We start from the raw sequence: 25,184 nt of genomic DNA on the forward strand, positions 1-25,184 counted from the left end.
CATAGTTTTGAATTGAAGGAACGAAAAAATGGCTAACACTCAATCGGTGGGCAAGATCGTTCAGTGCATCGGCGCCGTGGTGGACGTGGAATTCCCCCGCGACCAGATGCCCAAGGTGTACGACGCCTTGAAGATGGAAGGCTCGGCGCTGACGCTGGAAGTCCAGCAGCAGCTGGGCGACGGCGTGGTGCGCACCATTGCGCTGGGTTCGTCCGACGGCCTGCGTCGCGGCACCGAGGTCTACAACACCGGCGACACCATCCGCGTGCCGGTGGGCAAGGCCACGCTGGGTCGCATCATGGACGTGCTGGGCAACCCGATCGACGAGCGCGGCGACGTGGCTCTGGATCAGACCGCCTCCATCCACCGCAAGGCCCCGGCCTACGACGAGCTGAGCCCGTCGCAGGACCTGCTGGAAACCGGCATCAAGGTGATCGACCTGATCTGCCCGTTCGCCAAGGGCGGCAAGGTGGGTCTGTTCGGCGGCGCCGGCGTGGGCAAGACCGTGAACATGATGGAGCTCATCAACAACATCGCGAAGGCGCACTCGGGTCTGTCCGTGTTCGCCGGCGTGGGTGAGCGCACCCGTGAGGGCAACGACTTCTATCACGAGATGGCCGATTCCGGCGTCGTGAACCTGGAGAACCTGGGCGAGTCCAAGGTGTCCATGGTCTACGGCCAGATGAACGAGCCGCCGGGCAACCGTCTGCGCGTCGCGCTGACCGGCCTGACCATCGCGGAATCCTTCCGTGACGAAGGCCGTGATGTGCTGTTCTTCGTGGACAACATCTACCGCTACACCCTGGCCGGTACCGAAGTGTCCGCGCTGCTGGGCCGCATGCCTTCCGCCGTGGGCTACCAGCCGACGCTGGCCGAGGAAATGGGTCGCCTGCAAGAGCGCATCACGTCGACCAAGGTCGGCTCGATCACCTCGATCCAGGCCGTGTACGTCCCCGCGGATGACTTGACCGACCCGTCGCCGGCCACGACCTTCGCCCACCTGGACGCCACCGTCGTGCTGTCGCGTGACATCGCCGCGCTGGGTATCTACCCGGCCGTGGACCCGCTGGACTCCACCAGCCGCCAGGTCGACCCCAACGTCGTCGGCGAAGAGCACTACAGCACGACCCGCGCGGTCCAATCGGTGCTGCAGCGCTACAAGGAACTGCGCGACATCATCGCGATCCTGGGCATGGACGAACTGTCGCCGGAAGACAAGCTGGCCGTGGCTCGCGCCCGCAAGATCCAGCGCTTCCTGTCGCAGCCCTTCCACGTCGCAGAAGTGTTCACCGGCTCGCCGGGCAAGTACGTGCCGCTGAAGGAAACCATCCGCGGCTTCAAGATGATCGTCAACGGCGAGTGCGACCACCTGCCGGAGCAGGCCTTCTACATGGTCGGGACGATCGACGAAGCCTTCGAAAAGGCCAAGAAGATTCAGTAAGCGGCGCATTCGGGCCTCATGCGTCGCCGACGTGCTCGGTGGACTCCGCGTCCACCGGTGCGCGGGGCGCCTAGCCTGGGGCCCGGCTGCTTGCTGACTGGAATTCCTTCCCACTGTTGGAAAGATTGAACATGGCAACTATCCACGTCAACGTGGTTTCGGCCGAAGAGCAGATCTTCTCCGGCGAGGCCAAGTTCGTCGCGCTGCCGGGTGAAGGCGGTGAGCTGGGCATCCTGCCCAAGCACACGCCGCTGATCACCCGCATCAAGCCCGGCGCCGTGCGCATCGAGCGTGCCGAGGGGGGCGAAGAATTCGTCTTCGTGGCGGGTGGCATCCTGGAAGTGCAGCCCGACACGGTCACCGTTCTGGCCGACACCGCGATCCGCGGCAAGGACCTGGACGAGGCCAAGGCGACCGAGGCCAAGCGACTGGCCGAGGAAGCGATGAAAAACGCCAAGAGCGACATCGACTTTGCCAAGGCCCAGAGCGAATTCGCCGCGATGGCCGCGCAGATCGCCGCGCTGCGCAAGTTCCGCAAGAAGTGATCCCTCTCCGGCGCCCCCGTGGGGGCCCGGTCGCGACGCCCGCAGACGCGAGTCTGGCGGGCGTTTTGTTTTCAACTCCGCCGTCACCCACCATGCCCACTTCGATCGCCATCACCCGCCATCAAGGCCAGGATGCCCTGCAACTGCAGGCTCCCGACGGCGCCCGTGCCACGCTGCTGCTGCACGGCGCCCATCTCGTGTCCTGGATCCCCGCGGGCGCGGACGAGCAGCTGTATCTGTCGCCGCGCAGCGCCTTCGCCACCGGGCAGGCCGTGCGTGGCGGTGTGCCGGTGTGCTTTCCGCAGTTCGCCGAGCGCGGTCCGCTGCAGAAGCATGGTTTTGCCCGTGCCAAGCCCTGGCAGCTGGTCACGGCCGAAGTGGGCACGGACGATGCGCTCGCGGTGCTGCGCCTCAACGACGATGCGGCCACCCGCATGGTCTGGCCCCATGCCTTCGAGGCCGAACTGAGCGTGCGTGTCGCCGGCCGCACGCTGGAGATCGAGCTGGCCTGCTCAAACCAGGGTGACGCGCCGCTGAGCTTTACCGCCGCGCTGCACACCTATCTGCGCCTGGGCAGTGTGATGCGTGCCTCGTTGCAAGGCCTGGGCGGTCTGGCCTACTGGGACTCGGTCGACAAGCGTGCCGCCACGCAGCACGAGGATCTGCTGCGCCTGGACGGCGAGCTGGACCGCATCTACCAGGGCGTCGAGGAGCGCCTGCTGCGCGGCGCGGAGCAGGGGCATGGGCAAGACCTGACCCTGCGCGATGGCGACCGCCGCGTGGCGATCCGCCAGCAGGGATTCCAGGATGCCGTCGTGTGGAACCCGGGCGAGGCCAAATGCGCTCAGCTGGCCGACATGCCCGAGGACGGTTGGCGCCAGATGCTGTGTGTGGAAGCTGCGCAGGTGCTCAATCCGGTGACGCTGGCGCCGGGCGAGGACTGGGCGGGCATGCAGAGGCTGGAACTGCTGTAGTCCATTCGCCCCTGGGCGGATCTTGGTGTTTCCGTGCGTATTTCACGCACAACAGGCGGGTTGGGCGCAAAACGGAGAATAAGTACGATGTCCGCGCATTCGGGGACCCGAAGCGCGATATGTCCTTCGTGGCTGGGTCTAGGCCCGATGCACCAAGGAGGACTCGTCATGCTGTTTCCAAGAAAACCCATTCCCACCCTGCTTGCTGTCGGTTGCGCGCTGGCCTGTGCCCAGGCGGCGGCCCAGCAGGACACCGAAAGGCTGCAACGCGTCGAGGTCACCGGCAGCCACATCAAGCGGGCGGTCGATGAAGGTTCGGCGCCGGTTCAGGTGCTGAACCGCGAAGAGCTCAAGCGTCTGGGCGTCGCCACGGTCCGTGAAATGCTGGACACGCTGGCGTCCTCAACCAACTCGCTCTCGGACATCGGCGGCAGCAACTCCTTTGCGTCGGGCTCGAGCTCGGTGTCCCTGCGCAACATGGGCAAGCAGAGCACCCTGGTGCTGCTGAACTCGCGGCGCGTGGCGCCTTATCCGCTGGCCGACTTCAACGAGGTGTTCACCAACCTGGACACCCTGCCGTCGGAGGTGGTGGAGCGCATCGAGATCCTCAAGAGCGGCGCCTCGTCCATCTACGGTTCGGATGCCGTCGCGGGCGTGATCAACATCATCACGCGTTCGGACTTCACGGGCTTCAACGGGGCCCTCAGCCATCAGCAGGGCACGCAGCGGGGCAAGTTCGCCAACACCCGCGCCAGCCTCACCGGCGGTTGGGGCGACCTGGCGCGCGACCGCTTCAATGTCTTCGGCAACGTCGAGGTCTACAAGCGCGAGGCTATGCATTCCTGGCGCGATGTGCTGCCGGACGTGAACCCGGTCTATCCGGCCAAGTTCTCCACCTTCGGTTCGCCGTCTTCCTATGCCTGGCCGGGCAATGTGATCGGCGTCGGCCCGGTGCAGGGCTGCGCCGTCGTGACCGGCAATCTGTGCCGCTACGACCGCTACAGCGCGTTCGAAGTGCAGCCGGGGGCCCAGCGGGCCAACCTCCTGATCCACGCGCGCTACCTGCCCGCCGACGGCCTCGAGGGCTATTCGGAACTGCTGTATTCGCGCGCCAAGAACGACTATGGCTCCACGCATTCCATCTATGGCATCGGCAATGACTCGACCTGGGGCGACCCCCGCACCGGCAAGGGCCTGACCTTCATCCACCGCGGGCTGCCGGCCGGCCATCCGCTCAACCCGACCGGCGAGGAGGTGGAGTTCCGCTATCGCTTCCTGGACGATGGCGCGGGCCAGAACCTGAAGACCGACCAGTACCGCTTCCTGACCGGCCTGCAAGGTCGGCTGGGTGCCTATGACTGGGATGTCGCCGCCGGCGTGATGGGCGGCAAGACCAAGATGGCGATCCGCGGCAGGCTCAGCGACAGTGGCTTCAAGGAGCTGATCGGCTACTACAACGCCGACGTGCTGGCGCCCGACTTCTTCAACAAGCCCAATGGCTACAAGATCGGGCAGACCAACTCCGCCGCCGTGCTGGCGCGCCTGTTCCCCAGCTATGGCTGGGATGGCGACGTCAAACAGTTCTTCATTGACGGCAAGCTGTCGGGCGAACTGATGCGCTGGAGCACCGGGCCGGTCGAGTTCGCCACCGGTTTCGACCTGCGCCGCGAGACCATGAAGATCACCCCGACCGACAACCTGCAGACCGGCGACATCGTCGGCCTGGGGACCTCACGCTCGGATGGCAGCCGCACCAATGGTGCGGTGTTTGCCGAGGTGAGCTGGCCGCTGGCCAAGACGCTGAACCTGACCACGGCCGGGCGGCTGGACAAGTACAAGGGCTTCGACGCCCACTTCTCGCCGATGGCCAAGTTCAAGTTCCAGCCCCACCCGCAGATCGCGCTGCGCGGCACGGCCGAAGGCGGCTTCCGCGCCCCCAATCTGACCGAGAGCGCGCAGTCGCTGAAGTTCTCGTTCAACAATGGCACGAACGACCCGATGCGCTGCGATCCCGCGCTGGCGCTGGCCGCCGACCTGCGCAAGGCGGCGTCGCAACTGCCTGCGGGCCAGGACCCCAGCCTGCTGCTCGCTCGCGCCGACCGTATCGAGCAGGCCGAGTGCGCGGGTGGCGTGGCCAACCTGACGCGCAACAACCCGGCGCTCAAGCCCGAGACCTCGCGCTCGTGGACCCTGGGGCTGGTGCTGGAGCCAGCCAAGGGCTGGAACCTCACGCTGGACTACTACAACATCTATCGCAAGAACGAGATCGGGCTGAAGCCCATCGAAGATCTGCTCAGCTCCGAGGCCAGCCAGCCGCCGGGCGTGATCGTGCGCGAGACCGACCCGGCCCGCGACACCAGCTTCACGCCGGCCGAGCGGGCCCAATACGGCGTGACGGTGGGCCAGTTGCTGAGCACCTCGGGCCAGTTCGAGAACCTGCTGAAGACCCGGACCTCGGGCGTGGACGTGGCGCTGCAGTCGCAGACCCGCTGGCCCATCGGCACCTTCTCCTGGACCGTGGATCTGAACTACCTGATCAAGTACCAGGAATGGCGGACCGAGCGCGACAGCTGGGGCGACAACCTGGCGGGCCGCTATGGCTATTCACGGGTCACGCTGGGCAACACCTTCGCGTTGAAGTCCGGCGACTTCACCCATGCACTGCGCTATGTGATGAACAGTCCGCAGGCGCTGCGCCGCGACGTCAACGACAGCGGTTGGACGCTTGCCGACTGCCAGCGCAAGAACCTTAGCGTGGCGGAATGCCAGGTCGACCGCTACCAGCGCTTCGACTACGGCATCTCCTACAGCGGCTTCAAGAACCTGGTGCTGTCCTTCCATGTGCGCAACCTGCTCAACGACCGCCCGCCGGTCGACTTCCGCGAGTTCAGCGTCAGTGGTGGCAACATCATTCCCCAGAACCGCGAGGACGTGATGGGGCGGCTGTACCGTCTGACCCTGGAGTACAGCTTCAAGTGATCTGACGGACCGGGTCGCGGCCATGCCGCGGCCCGGCGCTCCGGCCCCGTCACGCCGCGCGGCGTCGCCACCCCAGGCCAGGAAGCGCACGATGTCCAAGGACAAGAAACCCAAGAATCTCAGCAACGCCCGCAGGGATAAAAGCGACAAGAACGGCAAAGGCGCCGGCCGTCACGGCGATCACCTGTCCAAGGCCGACTACCTGACACAGCTGGAGCCGCTGCAGCTGGAACTCAATGGGATGGCACGCTGGCTGCAGCACCATGGCAAGCGCTTGCTGGTGCTGGTCGAAGGGCGCGACACCGCGGGCAAGGGCGGGGTGATCTCGGCGATGTCCGAAACCTTGAATCCGCGCCAGTGCCGCACCGTCGCGCTGTCCAAGCCCAGCGAGCGCGAGCAGGGTCAGTGGTATTTCCAGCGCTATGTGCCGCACCTGCCCGCGGCTGGCGAGATCGTGCTGTTCGACCGCAGCTGGTACAACCGCGCCGGCGTGGAGGCGGTGATGGGCTATTGCACGCCGCAGCAGACCGATGCCTTTCTGCGCCAGGTGCCGCTGTTCGAGAAACTGCTGGTGGACGACGGGTTGCTGCTGTTCAAGTACTGGCTCTGCGTGGACCAGGCGCAGCAGGAGCAGCGCTTCGCGGAGCGCGCGCAGGACCCGCTGAAGCGCTGGAAGCTCTCGCCGGTGGACCTGGAAGCGCGTCGCCACTACGCCGACTACGGCACGGCGCGCGACCGCATGCTGGCCGCCACCCACACCCGCCATGCGCCCTGGACGCTGGTGGACTTCAACGACCAGCGCCGCGGCCGGCTCACGCTGATCCGTCATCTGCTTGATCAGCTGCCCGACGTGGCCGTGCCCGAGGCACGCCTGCGGCTGCCGCCACTGGGCCACGCCCCCCTGAGCGAGAGCTTCGGCGGCCGTCTGCGGCCGATCCGTTCGGCCTGAGTGGCGCGCATCCCGGCAAGACCTGACCCCGCGGGATCAGATCAGGACGATCGCGTCGGGCAGCTCGTTGGGACGGCTGGCGCCCGGCGGCAGCGGGAAGTGCTGCTGCAGCAACGCGTGCACGGCCTCCACCGCCTCGGTCAGGCCGAGTTCGTAGTTGCCGGTCTGCAGCGCGTCGCGCAGCCGGCCGACGACGGCCTGCCACTGCTCGGGGCCCACATGGGCGTTGAGTCCGCGATCGGCGACGATCTCGATGGCGTGGTCGGCCAGCAGCAGATAGATCAGCACGCCGTTGTTGGCCTCGGTGTCCCAGATGCGCAGCTTGCCGAACAGCGTCAGCGCGCGGTCGCGCGCCTTCAGCCCCTTCCACAGATAGGACGGTGGCAGGCCGGCCTCGACGCAGATGCGGATCTCGCCATGGTGCTGGCCTTCGCTCTGCGCGATGCGGCGCTCCAGCCGCGCCACCGCGTCGGCCGGCAGCCGGCGGCGTGTGTCCCGGGCGTCCAGCCAGCGGTGTTTGATCCAGCGGGTCCAGCGATGCATCACCAATCTCCCGAAGCGCCGCCGCCGCCGAAATCGCCACCGCCGCCGGACGAGAATCCGCCGCCGCTGTCGCCGCCGCCCCAGCTGCCGCCCGAAGCGCTGCCACCCCCACCCCAGATGATGGGAGGCCCACCGCTGCCGCCGCCACTGCGGCCACCGCGCCGTGCGCTGCCGCCGCCGGCCCCCATCACGCCGACCAACATCAGCGCCAGCAGGCCCGCGCCCAGGCCCAGCCACAGGCTGGATGTGACCAGCCAGCCTAGCGCGCCGGTGCCGCCCGCGGTCAGCAGGCTGCCCGCCTTGCGACCCAGCAGCATGGACAGCAGGCCGCCGGCGACCGGCACCGCGATGAAGAACAGCATGGCCAGCGTGCCCAGCCCCGGCCCGTCGGTGGCGCTGCCGCGCGTGTTGCGTCGGTCCGTCGGGGCGGGCAAGTGCTCGCCACGTATGCGCGCCTGCAGTGCGTCCACGCCGCGGTTCAGCCCGCCGGCATAGTCGCCGGCCTTGAAGGCCGGCCCCATGTCCTTCTGGATGATCTGGCGCGCCGCCAGGTCCGGTACCGCGCCCTCCAGGGCCTTAGCCACCTCGATGCGCAGCTTGCGGTCCTGCACCGCGACGACGATCAACAACCCGTCGCCGACCTCGCGCCGGCCGATCTTCCAGTGGTCGCCGACGCGCTGCGCATAGGCGGCGATGTCCTCGGGCGCGGTGCTGGGGATCAGCAGTAGCACCATCTGCGGCCCGGCCTCGCGCTCGAAGGCCGCCAGCTTGGCCTCCAGCGCGGCGCTCTGCTCGGGGCTGAGCACGCCGGCGCGGTCGATCACGCGTCCGCTCAACTCGGGCACAGGCTGCACGTCCTGGGCCCAGGCCTGGGGCACGAAACCCAGACCCAGCAGCGCGCAGCACGCCAGCAACAGGGCCCGGCACCAGGCGATCATCGCCAGACTCCGCTTACTTGGAGGCGGCCGGGGCCGCGGGTTTGGCGGTGTCGAAGTTGACCGTGGGTGCGGTGGTGATGGCCGCCTCGTTCTGGACCTGGAAGTTGGGCTTGGGCTTGTAGCCGAAGAGCATGGCGGTCAGGTTCTGCGGGAAGCTGCGCGTCAGCACGTTGTAGTCCTGCACCGACTTGATATAGCGGCCGCGCGCCACGGTGATGCGGTTCTCCGTGCCTTCCAGCTGCACGCGCAGGTCCTGGAAGCCCTGGTTGGCCTTCAGGTTGGGGTAGTTCTCGCTGACCATCAGCAGACGCGACAGCGCGCCGGACAGCTCGCCCTGCGCGGCCTGGAACTGCTTCAGCGCCTCCGGGTCGCGGGCCAGTTCGGGCGTGACCTGGATGCTGGTGGCCTTGGCCCGGGCCTCCACCACGCGGGTCAGGGTCTCCTGTTCGAAGTTGGCCTCGCCCTTGACGGTGTTGACGACGTTGGGAATCAGGTCCGCGCGACGCTGGTACTGGCTCAGCACCTCGGCCCAATTGGCGTTGACCTGCTCGTCCAGGCTCTGGAACTGGTTGTAGCCGCAGCCCGACAGGCTCAGGGTGGCGGCCAGGGTCAGGGCCGCGAGGGCCGAGCGCTTCATCGTCATCTGTGTCCTCCAGGTGGGCAACATGCGTTTCCAGCCGGCAGATGCCGCCGGCTTGAACGAATTCAAGTGTGCCGGCCAGTATCCCATGGGGGGCGGGGGATAATGCCGGGCCATGAGCGCCCCCCTGAAGAACGACACTTTCCTGCGCGCCTGTCTGCGCCAGCCCACCGAATACACGCCCGTCTGGCTGATGCGCCAGGCCGGTCGCTACCTGCCCGAGTACCGTGACACCCGTGCCAAGGCCGGCAGCTTCATGGGCCTGGCCACCAACGTGGACTACGCCACCGAGGTCACGCTGCAGCCGCTGGAACGCTACGCGCTGGACGCGGCCATTCTCTTCTCCGACATCCTGACCGTGCCCGACGCGATGGGTCTGGGCCTGAGCTTCGCGATTGGCGAGGGCCCCAAGTTCGCCAAGGTGGTGCGCGACGAGGCCTCCGTGGCCGCGCTGGCCGTGCCCGACATGGACAAGCTGCGCTATGTCTTCGACGCTGTCAGCTCGATCCGCAAGGCGCTGGACGGACGGGTGCCGCTGATCGGCTTCTCCGGCAGCCCCTGGACCCTGGCCTGCTACATGGTCGAGGGCGGCGGCTCCGACGACTACCGCCAGGTCAAGAGCCTGATGTATGCGCGCCCCGACCTGATGCACCGCATCCTGCAGGTCAACGCCGATGCCGTCGCCGCCTATCTGAACGCGCAAATCGAGGCCGGCGCGCAGGCGGTGATGCTGTTCGACTCCTGGGGCGGCGTGCTCGCCGACGGCATGTTCCAGCGCTTCAGCCTGGACTACTCGCGCCGCGTGCTGGCCCAGGTGAAGACCGAGCATGAAGGCCAGCGCATTCCGCGCATCCTCTTCACCAAGGGGGGCGGCCTGTGGCTGGACGAGATCGCCGCGGCTGGCGCCGACGTCGTCGGCCTGGACTGGACCGTCAACCTGGGCCGCGCACGCGCGCAGGTTCAGGATCGCGTGGCCCTGCAAGGCAATCTGGATCCCAATGTGTTGTTCGCGCCGCCCGAGGCCGTGGCGGAGCAAGCCCGGGCGGTGCTGGACAGCTTTGGCCGGCCGCAGCGGGCCGACGGCGGCTGGGGCGGCCATGTGTTCAATCTCGGCCATGGCATCAGCCAGCACACGCCGCCCGAGCATGTCTCGGTCCTGGTGGACGAAGTACACGCCCACTCGCGCAAGCTGCGTGGCGCGGCGTGAACATCGTCCTCCGTCGCTGACTTATCCCCATCTCGGTGCAAGCGGGCGAACGCCCGCCGCGCCTGATTTCGTCACCTAGGATTTTCCTGGATAGAAGCCTAAGTGATTGATTCAGAACAGAATCTCAGAAGCCTCTGGCGATTGGCGCCCAGCCTTGGTAAGGGCGTCAATCCGCGCCAGCGCCGTGAATCCCCATCCTTGCCCACAAAGTTATCCACAGATTTTTCTGCCTCGGCAAAGGTGTTTGAAATCATGCGTTTAGCCCGGATTTCTCGAAACCCCCGGAGCTTGAACGCCGACGGGAATCGGGCGATCCGGAAGGCTCCGCGTCCCTCGTCGTCGTCGGAGGCCGGGCGTGACTGAGGCCGCCGGCCAGCGCCTGGCCGTGCTGGTGGACACGCCCCAGCACAGCGGCCTGTCGCAGGCGCTGAGCTATCGGAGCCCCGAGCCATGGCCGCCGGGCACTCTGGTGCGGGTGCCGCTGGGCAAGCGTGAGCTGCTGGGCCTGGTCTGGGACGACACGCCGCACACGCCAGAGGGCGAGGAGGTGGATGCGCTGCAGCTGCGTGAGGTGCTGGAGGCCTTCGCGGCGCTGCCGCCGTTGTCGGCGAGCTGGCGCGCGCTGCTGGACTTCGCGGCGGCCTACTACCAGCGCAGTGCCGGCGAACTGGCGCTGGCCGTGCTGCCGCCCCAGCTGCGCGAGATCGACGCCCGCCAGCTGCAGGCCAAGCTGAAGAAGCTGGACAAGGCCTATGCCGGCGTTGCGGACGGCAGCGCCGCCATGGGCACCAAGCCGGTGCTGACCACCGCGCAGCAGGCGGCGCTGGCGCCGGTGACGGAGGCGCTGGAGGCCGCGTCCCGCGCGGCCGCGGGTGCCGAGGGCGCCGCCGGAGCGCCCGCCCCGCTGCTGCTGTGGGGGCTGACCGGCAGCGGCAAGACCGAGATCTATCTGCGCGCCGCCGAGGAAGCGCTGGCCCGCGGGCGTCAGGTGTTGGTGCTGGTGCCCGAGATCAACCTGACGCCGCAGCTGGAGGCGCGCTTCGCCGAGCGCTTTGCCGGCCAGGCCATCGTCTCGCTGCACAGCGCGCTGACACCGGCGCAGCGCCTGCAGAACTGGCTGGCCGCCCATCTGGGGCGGGCGCGCCTGGTGCTGGGCACGCGGCTGGCTGTTTTCGCCTCCCTGCCCGAGCTGGGGCTGATCGTCGTCGACGAGGAGCACGACCCGTCCTACAAGCAGCAGGACGGCGCCCGCTACTCGGCGCGCGACCTGGCGGTGTATCGCGCTCACCTGGCGCGCATCCCGGTGCTGCTGGGCTCGGCGACACCGTCGCTGGAGAGCTGGGCCCATGCCTGCAGCGGGCGCTACCGGCGCGTGGACCTGGCCGAGCGCATGGGTGGCGGCGTGCTGCCGCGGGTGCGCCTGTTCGACATGAACCGGCTGGAGCGCCGCAAGGGCGTGACCACGGCGATCTCCGTGCCGCTGCTGGACGCGCTGCGCGAGCGCCTGGCGCGCGGCGAGCAAAGCCTGATCTTCCTGAACCGACGCGGTTATGCGCCGGTGCTGCACTGTGACCAGTGCAACTGGAAGAGCGACTGCCCGCACTGCAGTGCGCACCAGGTCTTCCATAAGGGCGACCGCACGCTGCGCTGCCACCATTGCGGCGTGGCGCAGCGCGTGCCGCGTGCCTGCCCCGACTGCGGCAACACCGACATCGCCCCCCTGGGTCGCGGCACCGAAAGGCTGGAGGAGCAGCTGGCCGAACTGTTGCCCGGCGCCCGCGTCGCCCGCATCGACGCCGACACTACGCGCCACAAGGGGGCGCTGGAGGCCAGCCTGAGCTCGGTGCATGAGGGCGAGGTGGACATCCTCGTCGGCACCCAGATGGTGACCAAGGGGCATGATTTCCGCCGCATCACGCTGGTGGCTGCGGTGAATCCCGACGGCGCCCTGTTCAGCAGCGACTTCCGCGCGCCCGAGCGTTTGTTCGCGCTGCTGATGCAGGCGGCGGGTCGCGCCGGTCGTGACGCCGCCCAGGCGCAGCGCAGCGAGATGTGGGTGCAGACCTGGTATCCGCAGCATGCGGTCTACCAGGCCCTTCAGCGCCACGACTACGCCGCGTTCGCCTCCGCGCAGCTGGCCGAGCGCGCGTCGGCCGGACTGCCACCCCATGTCCATCTGGCCCTGCTGCGCGCCGAGGGGCGTACGCCGGACGCGGTGCGCGAGTTCCTGCTCGCGGCCCGGCAGGCTGCGCTGGACCTGGCCCAGGCGCAAGTGTCAGGCGTGCATCTCTACCCGCCGGTGCCCATGGCCGTGGCACGCATTGCCAATGTGGAGCGGCAGCAGATGCTGGTCGAGGCCGAGCAGCGCGCCCCGCTGCAGCGTCTGTTGCGCGCCTGGCTGCCCCAGCTGCAGCAGCTCAAGCGCGCGCACAAGGGGGTGCTGCGCTGGGCCGTGGACGTGGATCCGCTGGCCATCTGACACGTTCTGCGCGCCGATACTGGCCGCAAGCGCTTTGCAAAAAGCGCGCAAATGTCACGAATGATGGCCCTTGCGGACAGCGCAGGCTGTGGTGTCTCGAGCCTAAGTGATGGAACTGAAAGGGGCTTGCGGGTTCGGTATCAGCGCAACTCGCCCAGCGAGCGAGCCAGCGAGCGCCACAGCGGCAGCACGTTCGCCCACTGCCGCGCGTCGGCCGTGAGGCGTTCGAGTTCGCGCGCCTGCGTCGACAGGGCCTCATGGCCCAGCGTCAGCAACACGCTCTTCAGGCTGTGCGTCAGGTGGTGCAGGGCCTGTACATCGTGGCGACTGCAGGCGCGGTCGCCTGCGGCGATGTCGGCCGGGAACTGGGCCACGCAGGCGGCGCGAAAGGCCCGGTAGAGCGTCGCGTCGCCGGCAAAGTGGCGCTCGATCGCCTCGGCGTCACCATCGGCGCCAGGCCCCGCGGCAGGCCGCTGGAGCGCCGGCGCAGCATCGGCCGGGACGCCCAGGCCCGCCAGGCAGTCCTGCAGATCGGTCAGCGAGCAGGGCTTGGCCAGGAAATGCGACACGCCCAGCGCCTGCAAGCGCTGGCGCACGTCGGGGGCCAGCCCGGCGCTGAAGATCACCAGCCGGGTCGGCGCGGCGGCGGGCGGGCGCTGATGCAGCCACTGTGCCAGCTCGCTGCCATGGCGCCCGGGCAGCATCAGGTCGGAGAGCACCAGCTCGTAGGGCTGCCGCTCCAGCCGCTCGATGGCCTCGTCGACGCTGATGCAGCATTCGATCGTGGCCATCTCCTCCAGCGCCATCTCGACAAAGCGCTGCAGGGCCAGGTCGTCCTCGACCAGCAGCACCCGCGGCAGCGGCAGCGGCGCCAGCATGGTTCCCGACGCCTCAGCCGCGCGCGCGGATGCGCTGGACCGCCCGCTCCAGCAGCGGGGGCAGGTCGGCGACCAGGCGCGGCTTGTGCACCACCGGCAGGCCGGCCAGCGCGAAGGCATAGGGCTCGCGCTGGGCCTCGTCCAGCGATGTGACGAGGATCAATTCGCTGTTGGCGAACTGCGGCTGCGAGCGCAGGCTGGTGATCAGCGCCGCGCCATCGATGCCCGGCAGCAGGATGTCCACCAGCAGCAGCTGCGGCTGCAACTGGCCGTACAGCGCCAGGCCGGCGATGCCGTCGTTGGCCACATGCAGGTCCAGCTCGGGGAACTGCTGGGACAGCAGCATGCGCACCAGGTTCTGGTAGTGGACCGAGTCCTCGATGAGCAGGGCGCAGGGCGCGGAGGGGCGGGGGCGCGGTGCCGTCGGGCGCGTGTTGGCCGTGGCACCGCTGCGCTGTCGCCAAGCCTCCACCGACTCGCGCGAAATGCGCCGGTGACCGCCAGGAGTCTTCCAGGCGGACAGTTCGCCGCGATCCACCATCAGCTGAACCGAGCGCACGGCCAGGCCCAGCAGACGTGCCACCTCGATGGTGCTGTAGTCGCTGCGTTCGGTGTTGGGGAGGGCTTCGCCAGACATTGCGCAATTTTGCCGAATTCCGGGGCGCAATTGGGGGTCTTGTTGCCCCTTCTTTAATGATAAAAATGATAATCCCTTCACGAGGAGCAATCCATCATGAAGAAAATCCTGATCGTTGACGACCACGCGGACATCCGCAAGCTGCTGCACATGACGCTGGAGTTCGAGGACTACGAGATCCGCGAAGCCCACGACGGCGCGTCTGCGCTGCAGGCGGTGCAGGACTTCGGTCCCGACCTGGTGCTGCTGGACGTGATGATGCCCGGCGCGCTGAACGGCCTGGAGGTCTGCGCCAGCATCAAGTCCGACGCGGCGCTCGCTTCGACGCGCGTGGTGCTGCTGAGCGCGCGCGGCCAGGCCCGTGACCGCGAAGCGGGCCTGCGCGCCGGCGCCGACCTCTATCTGGTCAAGCCCTTCAGCCCGCTGCAGCTGATCGACTGCATCGCCGACCTCTGGGTGCAGGCCTGAGCGCTTGCGCGTGCGGGTTGGCGTCGCTGGCGGCCATGGTTCAGGCCATGGGCGGCGCGCGCCTGGACTCCGGCGTTATGGCCACGTCTTGGCCTGCGCCCCTTGACCCGAGAACGGGAGACACACCGATGCTGGACACCGGAACCGAACTGAGCTTCGACCAAGCCGCGCTGGCGCAGATGGAGTGCCTGGTCAGTGACCTGCGCCGCATGTACCGCGAGCGCAATGACGCCCTGCGCGAAGTCACGCGCGCGCACCACGAGGCCCTGCTGCGGCTGGCGCTGGCCGCCGACTTCAAAGACGACGACACCGGGGTGCACATCGTGCGCCTGGGCTATCTGGCCGAGGCGTTGGCGCTGGCGATGGGACAGTCGGTGGCCGAAGCGGCCATGCTGCGCCGCGCCGCGCCCATGCACGACATCGGCAAGATCGGCGTGCCCGACGATGTGCTGAAGAAGCCGGGTGTCTTCAACGCGCAGGAGCGCACGGTGATGAACCAGCATCCGCTGATCGGCGCCGAAATCCTCGGGCGTTCGCGCGTGCCGCTGTTCCAGCTGGCCGCCGAGGTGGCGCTGACCCACCATGAGCGCTGGGACGGCCAGGGCTATCCGCGCGGGCTCGCCGGCGAAGACATTCCCATCAGCGGGCGCATCGTCTCGGTCGTCGACTTCTTCGACGCGCTGACCATGGACCGTTGCTACCGCGCCGCGCTGTCCGACGACGTCGCGCTGCGCATGCTCGCCGAACGCCGTGGCACGGCCTTTGATCCCGCGGTGGTGGATGTTTTTCTCGCCCATGCCGGGCGGATGATCGCGCTGCGCGATTCCATCAATCACAATCCACCTTGCTTCGAAGAACTGGTGGAGCACGACCAGGGGATGTCATGAGACTCGGGAAGATTCTGGCCTGGGCAGGGTTTGCGCTGTTGGCCCAGGCCGCTTGCGCCGGCGCCACGCTGGACCGGGTGCGCGGCAGCGGTGTGCTGCGCGTCTGCATCTGGCCCGATTACTACGGCGTCAGCTTCCGCGATCCGCGCACCGAGCAGCTGCGCGGCATCGACATTGATCTGTCCGCCGAGCTGGCCAAGGACCTGGGCGTGAAGCTCGCCTATGTGGATTCGTCCTTTCCGCGTCTGATCGACGACCTGAAGGGCGAGCGCTGCGACGTCGCGATGTTCGCGATCGGCATGCTGCCGCAGCGCCTGGAGCAGCTCGTCTTCACCCGGCCCTATCTGCAAAGCGACATCTATGCTGTGACCACGCGCAGCAACCGGGTGGTCCGCGAATGGGATGACATCGATCAACCCGGCGTGATGGTGGCCGTCCAGGCGGGCACCTTCATGGAGCCGGTGATGCGCGACGCGCTGAAGAAGGCGCAGATGGTGGTGATCCGTCCGCCGGCCACGCGCGAGCGCGAGCTGGAGGCCGGCCGCGTCGACGTCTTCATGACCGACTACCCCTACAGCCGCCGCCTGCTGGATACCGCCGACTGGGCGCGCCTGGTGGCGCCGCCGCGGCCTTTCCATGTGCTGCCCTATGCCTATGCGCTCAAGCCCGGCGATGCCCAGTGGCTGGCCGCAGTGGACGAGTTCGTGGCCCGCATCAAGCGCGACGGCCGCCTGCTGGCTGCCGCGCGCAAGAACGGCCTGGCCGAGATCGTGGTGCGCTGACATCGGCGGCGGATGAGTGGCTCCTCGCAATCCCTCAGGCGATTGAGCCGGCTGGCGCTGGGCGTCGGCGCCATGCTGATGTTGCTCAGCCTGCTGGCGCTGGCGGCGCTGGCCTGGTCCAGCCGCGAGGACACGCTGGCCTCGGCGCGCGAGCGCGGCGAGCTGATCGTCCAGGTGCTGGAGGCCGACGCGTCGCGCAGCATCGAGAGCGCCGCGCTGACACTGCGCGCGCTCGGCGAGGCCCTGCCGCGCGAGAACAGTCCGGCGGCGCTGCAGTCGCTGCTTGCGCAAAGCCTGGTGGGGCAGCCTTTTCTGCGCGGCGTGGCCGTGTTGGACGAACAGGGCCGCGTGCTGGGCAGCTCGCAGCCCGCGGACCTTGGCCGGCAGCTGCCGCTGGCCGCGCTGGGGCGGCTGCCCGCGCCGGGCGCGGACCAGCTGATGGACTGGCAACCCGGCCGTGGGCTGGCCGATCTGGCCTTGCGGCCGAATCGCGCGACGGCGTCGCGCTCGCGCGTCGCGGTGGGCATGCTGCCGCTGCTGATGCGCCTGGGCCAGACCGAGCGCGGTGGCGCCGTGTGGCTGCTCGCGCTGATCAACCCGGACGCGCTGGCGAACTTCCAGCAGCGCGCCCTGCCCAGCGAGGACAGCGGCGCCTGGCTGGCGGGCTTTCGCAAGCAGCTGATTGCCGCCACCGACCGCGTGCCCACCGAGCCGGGCCAGCGCCTGGAGGAACACCCGGTGTTCGCGCAGCTGGCTCAGCATGAGCGCGGCAGCTATGAAGGCACGGGCACGCTGCCCGGGCGCTTGCTGGTGTCCTATCGCAGTGCCCGCTCGCGCGCGCTGGTCGTTGCGTTGGAGCAGCGCGAGGACGAGCTGCTGCTGCCCTGGCAGGAGCAGATGCGCTGGCTGGTCGCCGCCGGCGCAGCATTGCTGCTGCTGATCGGCGGCGCGACCGCCGTGGTGCGCCGCAGCCTGGCGGCGCGCGTGCGCGCCGCGCAGGCGCTGGAGCAGGCGCACGAGCGCGTGGCGCTGCGCGAACGCGAGATGAGCGTGCTGCTCAAGAGCGTGCAGGAGCTGATCTTCCGCACCGACGAGCAGGGCCGCATCAGTTTCGTCAACGCGCGCTGGGCCGCGGTCAGTCCGCAGGGCGGTGCCGTGCCCAGCCCCGCGCCGCCCTGGCGCGCTGATCAGCCGCCCGACCAGGCGCCCGAGCAGGGGCTGGGCGGCCGCCTGTCCGAGCTGGTCGAGGGCATAGACCGGGAGCGCGTCGAGGCCTTGTTCGACGCCCGCGACGGGGAGGGCGTGCGCAGCACCGAGGCGGCGCTGCGCGCCCACGACGGCAGCCTGCGCCGCTTCGCGATCACCGTGGTGCCGCTGCTGAACCAGGGGCGCATCGCCGGCTTCGCCGGCAGCGCGATGGACATCACCGAGCGTCATGTGGCGCAGCGCCGGCTGCAGCAGCAGCTGAGCTTCACCGAGCTGCTGCTGGAGATCAGCCCGTTGCCCATTTCCATGATGGACACGGCGGGCCGCTACGTGACCGTCAACCGCGCCTGGGAGGAGCTGACCGGCCGCGCGCGCGACGGCGTGATCGGCCAGCCGGTGGGCTTTTTCCTGCCCGCGGCCGAGCGGGCGCTGCACAGCAGCGAAGATCGCCAGCTGCTGGAGCGCGGCGGTCGCATCAGCTACGAGACGCAGATCCTGCACCAGGACGGCACGCTGCGCGACATGCGCGTGACCAAGGTCGTCGTGGACGGCTCCGACGGGCGCCAGGCCGGCATCCTGTGCACGCTGATGGACGTCAGCGAGTTCCGCGCCGCGGAGCGCGCGACGCGCCAGGCGCGTGATGCCGCGGAAGAGGCCTCGCGCGCGAAGACCGAGTTCATCGCCAACATCAGCCACGAGCTGCGCACGCCGCTGCAATCCATCCTGGGCTTCTCGGAGCTGGGCATGGCGCGAGCGCGTGAGCATGCGCGCCTGGCGGCCATGTTCACCGACATCCATGCCTCGGGCCAGCGCATGCTCGCGCTGGTCAACGACCTGCTGGACGTCGCGAAGATCGAGAGCCCGGTGGGCCATTTCGACCTGGAGCGCTGCGACCTGCGCCAGCCGCTGCAAGAGGTGCTGCAGGAGCTGGCGCCGCTGACCGCGAAGAAGCGCTTGCGCCTGGAGCTGCTGCTGCCGCAGGAGCCGCTGCAGTCCAAGGTGGATCCGCTGCGCATCCAGCAGGTGATGCGCAATGTGCTCGCCAACGCGATCAAGTTCTCGCCCGAGGGGGCGCTGCTGAGGGTGGAGGGCTCGGTCGTCCAGCCCGGCGAGCTGGGCGGCCATGGCGACGTGCTGCTGCGCGTGGCCGACCGCGGCCCCGGCATTCCCGAGGCCGAACTGGAGCGCATCTTCGAGGCCTTCGTGCAGTCCAGCGCCACCAAGGACGGCTCCGGCGGCACCGGGCTGGGCCTGGCGATCTGCCGCAAGATCATCGAGGTGCACGGCGGGCGCATCCGCGCCCGCAACCGCGAGGGCGGCGGTTCGGTGTTCGAGATCGTGCTGCCCTGGCGCTCGCCGGAGGCCGCGCCCAGCGGCCTGGTCGAACTCTAAGCGCCGGGCGGGTTCCGGAACGCCTCAGGGCTTGCCGTTGTCGGCGCGCGGGTCGCCCAGGCAGCCGCGCAGCCAGCGCTGCATTTCCCACTGCACATGGCCGGCCGACTCGCGTGCCTGGTAGCCATGCCCTTCGTTGGGCAGCAGCACGTAGCGCACCGTGCCACCCAGGCCGGCCAGCGCCTGGTACAGGCGCTCGCTCTGCATCGGATAGGTGCCCGAGTTGTTGTCGGCCTCGCCATGGATCAGCAGCAGCGGCTCGCGGATCTGGTGGGCGAACAGGAAGGGCGAGACGCGCAGATAGGTGGCCTTGGCCTCCCACAAGGAGCGCCGCTCGCTCTGGTAGCCGAAGGGCGTCAGCGTGCGGTTGTAGGCCCCGCTGCGCGCGATGCCGCAGCGGAACAGCCGGGTGTGCGCGAGCAGGTTGGTGGCCATGAAGGCGCCATAGCTGTGCCCGCCCACCGCGACGCGGCGCGGATCGGTGACGCCCAGTTCCTCCGCTTTGTCCAGGATGGCGCGGGCATTCATCATGACCTGCTCGATGAAGCCGTCATTCATGCTGCGGCTGTCGCCGACGATGGGCATGGTGGCGTCGTTGAGCACCACATAGCCGTCCAGTGCCAGCAGCAGCGGGCTGATCGCGCTGATCTGCGGATAGCGGTTGCTGGGGCCGGCCTGCTGCGCGGCGAGCGCCGGCTCGTTGAACTCCTGCGGGTAGGCCCAGACCAGCGTCGGCCGGCGCTCGCCGTCCTTGTAATCGGGCGGCAGCGCCAGCGTGAAGGACAGCTCCACGCCATCGCTGCGCTTGAAGCTGACCGTTTCGCGCCGCACCCGCTTCAGCGCTGCGAGCAGATCCTGCCCGCGCAGCAGCACCGTGCTGTGGCCGGCTTCGCGCAGCTGCAACGAAGGCGGCTCGGTGGGCGATTCGCGCGTGAGCAGCAGCGGCGGCATCTGGCCCGCCGCGGCGCGGCGCTCGCCGAGCAGGGCCAGCGGCAACTCGTACACGCCGTCGGCCGACTGGAACAGGCGCTGCGTGCTGCCGTCCCGGACCGACACGCGGTCCAGGAAGGGGCGCTCGCCGCGCGGCCCCGCGCCCTGGCCCACCAGCAGCGGATCGCCGTTGAGCGTCTGCACCGCTTGACCGCCGCCGGGCAGGGTGCGCATCAGCGGGGTGCCCGGGTGGCGGTAGCGCTCGCGCACTGAATGCTCGAACAGCAGCCGGCTCTGCGTGCCGCGCAGCGGCAGCAGGTAGGTGCGCAGCCAGGCACGGCTGCGGTCTTCCTCGGTCAGCAGCGCGTGCTGGCCATCGTCCAGGAAGCGCAGCCGCGAGAAGCGGTGCGGCATGCGCTGCACCTCGAAGGGGTCGCCGGTGTAGGGCGGGTCCAGGCGCATCACGCGGTCGCGGTAGGCGGCGCGCGTGGCGGGGTTGCCGCCGTCCAGCGCCTCCACCCAGTAGATCGCCGCATCGCGCGTCGGTGCCGCATAGAACACGCGCGGGCCGGGCAGCGCGCCGTCGATCGCGACGCCCTGCTTCAGCGGCATGCGCGCCAGTTCGCGGATGAGCTTGCCGTCCGGCGCGCGCAGCTCGACATGGGTGGGGAAGTCGTTCCACTGCAGGCTGTAGCTGAACGGCCGGCCGACGCGCTCCAGCAGCAGGGCCTGGCCCTCGCCGACGCCGCTCAGGCTGCTGTACATCGCCGCCGGCGCCGCCAGTTCGCGCCACTGGCCGCTGACCAGGTCGACGCGCACCGGCCGCGAGCGTGTGTGGTACTCGAACAGCGCCTCGTCCAGCGGCGAGCGCAGCAGGTCGGGATAGGTGCGCTCGGGCGACGCGCGGCCCAGGTTCTCCTGCACCACCGGCACGGTGGCGGCGCGCGTGGGCGCCGCGCCGCGGTCGCGCGGCACGGCCAGCATCACCACCTCGCGCGCGCTCAGCCAGGCCTGGTCGCCTTCGGCCAGCGTGTTGTTCAGGCGCAGCCCGTGGATCTGGCGCAGCCGGCCGCTGGCCGCGTCGCCCACCCACAGCTCGTTGGCCTGCTCGGTGCGCCGTTCGAGCAGGAAGCGCAGACCGTCCGGCGACCAGGCGAAGCCATGCCACAGGCCGCCGGCCGGCAGCTCGATGCGGCGCTCCGGCGCGTCGGCTTGCAGGGCCTTCAGACGCAGTTCGGCAATGCCCTGCAGCGCAATCGGCGTCGCGCTGCGCGCGTCGATGCGCAGGCCGGCCAGGCGCAGCTGCGGGCGCGCCAGGTCGGCCAGACGCGCATAGCGCTGCAGCTCCAGCGCGGCAACCAGGCGGCGGTCGGGCGAAACCAGCATGCGCGGCGGCAGCGGCGCGGCCAGCGCCTCGCGCACCGCGGCCGAGGGTTGCTGGTAGCTCGGCTGGGCCTGGGCGGCCCCCAGACTCAGGCAGCAGCCCATCAGCAGGGCCAGTAGCGATCGCAGCGGAGCAGGGACAGAAGACACGGCAGAGCGGGGGGCTGGGTCGGGGGCGGTGGACGGTGCGCGGCGCAACGATAAGCGAAGACGGCTCAGCCCGGCACCAACCACCAGGCGGCGAGACTGAAACTGGCGAAGGCCAGCACGGTGGAGCTGAGGATGATGCGTGCCACGCGCCCATTGTCCGCTCCGTGGCGCTCGGCCAGCAGCGAGACATTGCTGGCGCTGGGCAGCGCCGCGGCCAGCACCAGGCTGCTCAGCTGCAGCGGCGTGATCGGCGCCCCCAGCTGCCGGGCCGCCAGGCCGAGCGCCAGCACCAGCGCCGGATGCAACAGCAGCTTGAGCGCGGCGATCGCCAGCACCTGGGGCCAGGACGCCGAGCCCCGCGCCTGCCGCTCGCTGCGGCACAGCACGGCGCCTATCGTGAACAGCGCGACCGGGGTGGCGGCGTCGCCCAGCATGCGCACCACGGTGTCCAGCGGCCCCGGCAGGCGCAGTCCGGCGAGCCCCAGCAGCGCGCCCAGCGCGATGGACCAGGGCAGAGGGTTGGACAGCGCGCCGCGCAGCGCCTGGCGCGCCGCCTGGGTCGCGCCGCCCGCGCCCTGCAGCCCGGCCAGCGCCAGGCACAGCGAGCTGGTGACGAAGAGGTCGACCAGCAGCGTGCCGATCACCGGCCCGGCCGCCGCGGCGCCCAGCAGCGCGGTGAGCAGCGGCACGCCCATGAAGCCGCTGTTCGGGAAGGCGGCCACCAGGGCCGCGAAGGCCGCGTCGCGCAACTCCACGCCAGCCATCCGCAGCCCCGCGACGCTGAGCCCCACCATCGCCAGCGCGGCGAGCAGGTAGACGCCCAGCACCACGGGGTTGAGCAGCTGCAGCAGCGGCGTGTTCATGCCGAAGCGCAGCAGCATGCAGGGCAGCGCGAAGAAGAGCACGAAGCCGTTGAGCCCCGGTAACGCGCTCTCGGGCAGCAGGCGCCAGCGCGCGGCCAGGTAGCCGCACAGCACCAGCGCGAAGAAGGGCAGGGTCACGGCCAGGATGGCTTGCATGGGCCGCGAGTATCCCAAGCCAGGCTTGGCCGGACCTGAACGGCCCATGAAGCGCCGACGCCCCCGCGGCCGCCCCCGGCCTCGGGGGGCAGGCGGGTGGGTCCGCGCGGCTAACATCGGTCGGCCATGCTGGACGAGCCCTCTTCCCACGACGATCACGACACGCCCCCGCCGCCGCGCTGGCCGCAGCCCGGCGAGCGCCTGGGCGTCTGGCGCGTCGGTACCGCCTGGCGCGAGGTCGAATCGGGCCGCTGGATGACGGTGGCGCACAGCCTCACGCAGCAACCGGCCCAGGCGCTGGTCTACCGCCTGCGCGAGGACGCCGAGGCGGTGCTGATGCGCTTCGCCGAGGATTCGACGCGCCTGGCCGAGTTCCGCGACCCGGCCTTCCGTGCCGCGCTGGACAGCGGGCTCAGCGCCCAGGGGCTGCCCTATCTGGTCGTCGAGCCGCTGGACGGTCGGCCGCTGCTGCCCGATGCGCTGGAGCTGCCGCTGAAGCAGCGCATGGCGCTGCTGGCCGAATTCGTCGCGCTGCTGGCGCGCGCCCGCGCGCAGGGTCTGGTGCTGCGGGAACTGGATCCGGGCATGCTGTGGCTGGACGAACGCGCCACGCTGCACTGGCTGGGCCAGGGGCTATCACCGGCGGATTCGCGCCCCGGGCCCGGCCGCGTGCGCGCCGCGCAGCCCTATGCCGGCGCCGCGCGTGCCGACACCCCGGGCGGCGAGGCGCACGCGCTGGGCCGACTGCTGTGTCTGCTGGTCAATGGCCGCCTGCCCGCCGGCGAGCTGCCGGCCTCGGCGCAGCAGCCGGGCCACCCGGTGCGCTCGCTGTCGGCCTGGTTGAGCCTGCGGGCCGAAGAGCGCGAGACGCTGGACGCCTTGCTGCGCCTGGCCCTCAGCGGCCGCTTCGACGGCCAGGCGCTGGTGCGAGCGGTGCAGGACTGGATCGAGGGGCGGTTCATACCGCCTCCCACCCTGAGGCCCGAGGAGTCCGAGCCGCAGCCGCCCGCACCGTCGCCGGCCCGGTTGTCGCCGCGCGCCCCGCCGGCCGAGGCGCGGGCCTGGACCCCGTCGCGCCCGCCGTGGCCCGTGGTGCTGGCCGCGGCCTGCCTGGTCGCGTCGCTGGCCTGGCTGGCCTGGCGCAGCTGGGGCTGAGGCCGGCGGGCGCCGCGCTCAGGCCTTCTGCGGCCCCGGGCGCCCGGCTTCCACCGCGAAGCGGGCGGCCGTGTGCACCGCGCTGTCGGCGCGCCAGGGGTCCTCGACCACCTGCAGCCGCACGTCCAGGCGGCTCTGCTGCAGATCGAACAGCATGTAGCCGCGCTGGTCGGGGCGGGCGTAGTGCAGCTGCGGGTTGTGCGGCAGCGCCGCGTCCACCCGCGCCCGGTCCAGGCCCAGGCTGCTGATCGAGGTGCCGCAGAACTCGCTGGCCAGCACCGGGCCCTCGGCGCGGTCCGGGTCCAGGCGCAGGTCGGCCACGTAGTTGGCGTGCACGTCGCCGCCCAGCACCACCGGGTTGCGGGCGCCGGCGGCGCTCAGGCCGCGCAGCAGGCGCTCGCGCGACGCGGCATAGCCGTCCCAGCCTTCGGTCCAGAACATCCCGCCGTCCTTGCCGCGGTCCTGCCAGCTCATGCCGGCCATCAGGGTCTGCTGCGCCAGCAGGTTCCAGCCGCGCTCGTCATCCCACTGGCGCGCCAGCCAGGCCTCCTGGGTCGCACCCAGCAGGCTGCGGCGCGGATCGCGCAGCGCCGGGCAGGACTGCGCCGTGACCGTGTTGCCGCCGCCCCGCCCCGGACGGGGGCAGGCCTGCGGGTCGCGGTACTGGCGGTCGTCCAGCGTGATCACGCGGGCCAGCCGGCCCCAGTCATAGCGGGTGTACAGGCGCATCTGGCCGTCGCGCGGCTGCCAGGACTTGGGGAAGGGCATGTGCTCCCAGTAGGCCTGGTAGGCGGCAGCGCGGCGCTGCGCGAAGTCCGGGGCCAGGTCTTGCCCCTGCTCGCCGGCGTAGTCGTTCTCGACCTCGTGATCGTCCCAGGTGTAGATCCACGGCGCGCGCGCATGCATGGCCTGCAGCTGCGGGTCGGACTTGTACTGCGCGTAGCGGGCCCGGTAGTCGGCCAGCGTGCGGCAGGGGCCGCCGGCATGGCGGCGGGCGGCCTCGCTCTTGGCCGCGGTGGCGTATTCGTAGATGTAGTCGCCCAGGAAGAGCACCAGGTCGGGGTCCTGCTGCGCCATGTCGGCCCAGGCCGCATAGCGGCCGTGGTCCCAGCGCTGGCAGGAGGCGATCGCGAAGCGCAGCCGCTGCACCGGTGCGTCGGCGGCCGGCGCGGTGCGCGTGCGTCCCGTGGCGCTGCGCGCGCCCAGCGCGCTGAAGCGGTACCAGTACCAGCGGTCCGGCCGCAGGCCCTGCGGTTCGGCATGCACGCTGTGGGCCTGGGCGGCGCTGGCGCTTTCCTCGCCGCGTGCGACGACGCGCTGGAAGCCTTCGTCCTCGGCCAGCTCCCAGCGCACCGGCACCTGCTCGGGCAGGGCCTCGCCGGTCAGGCGCGTCCACAGCACCAGGCGGTCGGGCAGCGGGCAGCCGGAGGCCAGGCCCAGCGTGAAGGGGTCGTCGCTGGCCGCGCGCGCCTGGCTCAGCAGCGCGGGCGCCAGGCCCGCGGCGAGCGAGGCCTGCAGCAGATGACGGCGTGACAAGTTGGACATGCGGCGGACTTTCCTGAAGCGTGCGGCCTGCGCGCGGGGGCCGGAGCGGGCGGCGCG

20 protein-coding genes are annotated in these 25,184 nt (G+C 70.0%); 12 read left to right on the forward strand and 8 right to left on the reverse strand.

Features of this window, described 5'->3' with window-relative positions:
• Positions 1-28 precede the first annotated feature (28 nt).
• From atpD to ppk2, 5 genes are all read left to right on the forward strand, one after another.
• Entirely contained in the window at positions 29-1,441 is a 1,413-nt protein-coding gene (atpD, locus tag LZ017_RS19875; protein ID WP_241398667.1) for a F0F1 ATP synthase subunit beta, read from the forward strand.
• A 131-nt stretch (positions 1,442-1,572) separates the two neighbouring features.
• Positions 1,573-1,986, forward strand: coding sequence for a F0F1 ATP synthase subunit epsilon (locus LZ017_RS19880; RefSeq protein ID WP_241398668.1), 414 nt, complete (start codon positions 1,573-1,575; stop codon positions 1,984-1,986).
• 92 nt (positions 1,987-2,078) lie between these two features.
• Positions 2,079-2,960, forward strand: coding sequence for a D-hexose-6-phosphate mutarotase (locus tag LZ017_RS19885; RefSeq protein ID WP_241398669.1), 882 nt, complete (start codon positions 2,079-2,081; stop codon positions 2,958-2,960).
• 168 nt (positions 2,961-3,128) lie between these two features.
• Positions 3,129-5,939, forward strand: coding sequence for a TonB-dependent siderophore receptor (locus LZ017_RS19890; protein WP_241398670.1), 2,811 nt, complete (start codon positions 3,129-3,131; stop codon positions 5,937-5,939).
• 91 nt (positions 5,940-6,030) lie between these two features.
• A complete protein-coding gene (gene ppk2, locus LZ017_RS19895) occupies positions 6,031-6,888 on the forward strand; it encodes a polyphosphate kinase 2 (protein ID WP_241398671.1) in 858 nt (285 codons plus the stop codon).
• A 36-nt stretch (positions 6,889-6,924) separates the two neighbouring features.
• Here ppk2 and LZ017_RS19900 read toward each other — a convergent pair whose 3' ends face one another.
• The 3 genes from LZ017_RS19900 to LZ017_RS19910 are packed head-to-tail and all read right to left on the reverse strand — an operon-like array spanning position 6,925 to position 9,012.
• Positions 6,925-7,431 carry a TPM domain-containing protein gene (locus tag LZ017_RS19900; RefSeq protein ID WP_241398672.1) on the reverse strand — a complete coding sequence of 169 codons (507 nt, stop codon included), beginning with the start codon at positions 7,429-7,431 and terminating at the stop codon, positions 6,925-6,927.
• Positions 7,431-8,369: a YgcG family protein gene (locus tag LZ017_RS19905; RefSeq protein ID WP_241398673.1), complete on the reverse strand. Its 939-nt coding sequence runs from the start codon at positions 8,367-8,369 to the stop codon at positions 7,431-7,433. The genes LZ017_RS19900 and LZ017_RS19905 overlap by 1 nt, the downstream gene beginning before the upstream one ends.
• A gap of 13 nt (positions 8,370-8,382) precedes the next feature.
• Positions 8,383-9,012: a LemA family protein gene (locus tag LZ017_RS19910; protein WP_374109959.1), complete on the reverse strand. Its 630-nt coding sequence runs from the start codon at positions 9,010-9,012 to the stop codon at positions 8,383-8,385.
• Positions 9,013-9,124: 112 nt separating this feature from the next.
• Here LZ017_RS19910 and hemE point away from each other — a divergent pair, with 112 nt between their 5' ends.
• The gene (gene hemE, locus LZ017_RS19915) at positions 9,125-10,216 is read left to right on the forward strand and encodes a uroporphyrinogen decarboxylase (RefSeq protein WP_241398674.1); all 1,092 of its coding nucleotides are present in this window, start codon (positions 9,125-9,127) and stop codon (positions 10,214-10,216) included.
• Positions 10,217-10,571: 355 nt separating this feature from the next.
• Positions 10,572-12,695, forward strand: a complete 2,124-nt coding sequence (locus LZ017_RS19920) for a primosomal protein N' (protein ID WP_241398675.1) — start codon at positions 10,572-10,574, stop codon at positions 12,693-12,695.
• Between the two features lie 140 nt (positions 12,696-12,835).
• On the opposite strand, the gene LZ017_RS19925 is transcribed toward LZ017_RS19920, so the two are convergent.
• Both LZ017_RS19925 and LZ017_RS19930 read right to left on the reverse strand, forming a co-directional pair.
• Positions 12,836-13,573, reverse strand: coding sequence for a response regulator (locus tag LZ017_RS19925; RefSeq protein ID WP_241398677.1), 738 nt, complete (start codon positions 13,571-13,573; stop codon positions 12,836-12,838).
• A gap of 13 nt (positions 13,574-13,586) precedes the next feature.
• Positions 13,587-14,210, reverse strand: coding sequence for a helix-turn-helix domain-containing protein (locus tag LZ017_RS19930; RefSeq protein ID WP_241398678.1), 624 nt, complete (start codon positions 14,208-14,210; stop codon positions 13,587-13,589).
• Between the two features lie 96 nt (positions 14,211-14,306).
• On the opposite strand from LZ017_RS19930, the gene LZ017_RS19935 reads away from it, so the two are divergent.
• The 4 genes from LZ017_RS19935 to LZ017_RS19950 all read left to right on the forward strand — a co-directional run bounded on the left by LZ017_RS19935 (position 14,307) and on the right by LZ017_RS19950 (position 18,945).
• Positions 14,307-14,678 (forward strand): response regulator transcription factor, encoded by a 372-nt coding sequence (locus tag LZ017_RS19935; protein WP_241398679.1) that lies wholly within the window; start codon positions 14,307-14,309, stop codon positions 14,676-14,678.
• Between the two features lie 128 nt (positions 14,679-14,806).
• On the forward strand, positions 14,807-15,565 hold the full coding sequence (locus tag LZ017_RS19940) for an HD-GYP domain-containing protein (RefSeq protein WP_241398680.1): 759 nt from the start codon (positions 14,807-14,809) through the stop codon (positions 15,563-15,565).
• Positions 15,562-16,347, forward strand: coding sequence for an ABC transporter substrate-binding protein (locus LZ017_RS19945; RefSeq protein ID WP_241398682.1), 786 nt, complete (start codon positions 15,562-15,564; stop codon positions 16,345-16,347). Before LZ017_RS19940 ends, LZ017_RS19945 begins: the two co-directional genes overlap by 4 nt.
• A gap of 72 nt (positions 16,348-16,419) precedes the next feature.
• Positions 16,420-18,945 carry an ATP-binding protein gene (locus LZ017_RS19950; RefSeq protein ID WP_241398683.1) on the forward strand — a complete coding sequence of 842 codons (2,526 nt, stop codon included), beginning with the start codon at positions 16,420-16,422 and terminating at the stop codon, positions 18,943-18,945.
• A gap of 24 nt (positions 18,946-18,969) precedes the next feature.
• Here LZ017_RS19950 and LZ017_RS22310 read toward each other — a convergent pair whose 3' ends face one another.
• On the reverse strand, positions 18,970-21,408 hold the full coding sequence (locus tag LZ017_RS22310; RefSeq protein ID WP_241398684.1) for a prolyl oligopeptidase family serine peptidase: 2,439 nt from the start codon (positions 21,406-21,408) through the stop codon (positions 18,970-18,972).
• A gap of 65 nt (positions 21,409-21,473) precedes the next feature.
• Positions 21,474-22,427, reverse strand: a complete 954-nt coding sequence (locus LZ017_RS19960; protein ID WP_241398685.1) for an AEC family transporter — start codon at positions 22,425-22,427, stop codon at positions 21,474-21,476.
• Between the two features lie 126 nt (positions 22,428-22,553).
• On the opposite strand from LZ017_RS19960, the gene LZ017_RS19965 reads away from it, so the two are divergent.
• Positions 22,554-23,582 carry a hypothetical protein gene (locus LZ017_RS19965; protein WP_241398686.1) on the forward strand — a complete coding sequence of 343 codons (1,029 nt, stop codon included), beginning with the start codon at positions 22,554-22,556 and terminating at the stop codon, positions 23,580-23,582.
• An 18-nt stretch (positions 23,583-23,600) separates the two neighbouring features.
• On the opposite strand, the gene LZ017_RS19970 is transcribed toward LZ017_RS19965, so the two are convergent.
• On the reverse strand, positions 23,601-25,127 hold the full coding sequence (locus LZ017_RS19970) for an alkaline phosphatase (protein WP_241398687.1): 1,527 nt from the start codon (positions 25,125-25,127) through the stop codon (positions 23,601-23,603).
• Positions 25,128-25,184: the final 57 nt, after the last annotated feature.

Origin of the sequence: Pelomonas sp. CA6 (genome assembly GCF_022549225.1) — a bacterium.
Taxonomy (GTDB): domain Bacteria; phylum Pseudomonadota; class Gammaproteobacteria; order Burkholderiales; family Burkholderiaceae_C; genus Roseateles.

Excerpts from the sequence above, each read along its gene's own strand:
- atpD (WP_241398667.1), top strand. The coding sequence starts at position 29 with ATGGCTAACACTCAATCGGTGGGCAAGATCGTTCAGTGCATCGGCGCC.
- LZ017_RS19880 (WP_241398668.1), top strand. The coding sequence starts at position 1,573 with ATGGCAACTATCCACGTCAACGTGGTTTCGGCCGAAGAGCAGATCTTC.
- LZ017_RS19885 (WP_241398669.1), top strand. The coding sequence starts at position 2,079 with ATGCCCACTTCGATCGCCATCACCCGCCATCAAGGCCAGGATGCCCTG.
- LZ017_RS19890 (WP_241398670.1), top strand. The coding sequence starts at position 3,129 with ATGCTGTTTCCAAGAAAACCCATTCCCACCCTGCTTGCTGTCGGTTGC.
- ppk2 (WP_241398671.1), top strand. The coding sequence starts at position 6,031 with ATGTCCAAGGACAAGAAACCCAAGAATCTCAGCAACGCCCGCAGGGAT.
- LZ017_RS19900 (WP_241398672.1), bottom strand. The coding sequence starts at position 7,431 with ATGCATCGCTGGACCCGCTGGATCAAACACCGCTGGCTGGACGCCCGG.
- LZ017_RS19905 (WP_241398673.1), bottom strand. The coding sequence starts at position 8,369 with ATGATCGCCTGGTGCCGGGCCCTGTTGCTGGCGTGCTGCGCGCTGCTG.
- LZ017_RS19910 (WP_374109959.1), bottom strand. The coding sequence starts at position 9,012 with ATGACGATGAAGCGCTCGGCCCTCGCGGCCCTGACCCTGGCCGCCACC.
- hemE (WP_241398674.1), top strand. The coding sequence starts at position 9,125 with ATGAGCGCCCCCCTGAAGAACGACACTTTCCTGCGCGCCTGTCTGCGC.
- LZ017_RS19925 (WP_241398677.1), bottom strand. The coding sequence starts at position 13,573 with ATGCTGGCGCCGCTGCCGCTGCCGCGGGTGCTGCTGGTCGAGGACGAC.
- LZ017_RS19930 (WP_241398678.1), bottom strand. The coding sequence starts at position 14,210 with ATGTCTGGCGAAGCCCTCCCCAACACCGAACGCAGCGACTACAGCACC.
- LZ017_RS19935 (WP_241398679.1), top strand. The coding sequence starts at position 14,307 with ATGAAGAAAATCCTGATCGTTGACGACCACGCGGACATCCGCAAGCTG.
- LZ017_RS19940 (WP_241398680.1), top strand. The coding sequence starts at position 14,807 with ATGCTGGACACCGGAACCGAACTGAGCTTCGACCAAGCCGCGCTGGCG.
- LZ017_RS19945 (WP_241398682.1), top strand. The coding sequence starts at position 15,562 with ATGAGACTCGGGAAGATTCTGGCCTGGGCAGGGTTTGCGCTGTTGGCC.
- LZ017_RS19950 (WP_241398683.1), top strand. The coding sequence starts at position 16,420 with ATGCTGATGTTGCTCAGCCTGCTGGCGCTGGCGGCGCTGGCCTGGTCC.
- LZ017_RS19960 (WP_241398685.1), bottom strand. The coding sequence starts at position 22,427 with ATGCAAGCCATCCTGGCCGTGACCCTGCCCTTCTTCGCGCTGGTGCTG.
- LZ017_RS19965 (WP_241398686.1), top strand. The coding sequence starts at position 22,554 with ATGCTGGACGAGCCCTCTTCCCACGACGATCACGACACGCCCCCGCCG.
- LZ017_RS19970 (WP_241398687.1), bottom strand. The coding sequence starts at position 25,127 with ATGTCCAACTTGTCACGCCGTCATCTGCTGCAGGCCTCGCTCGCCGCG.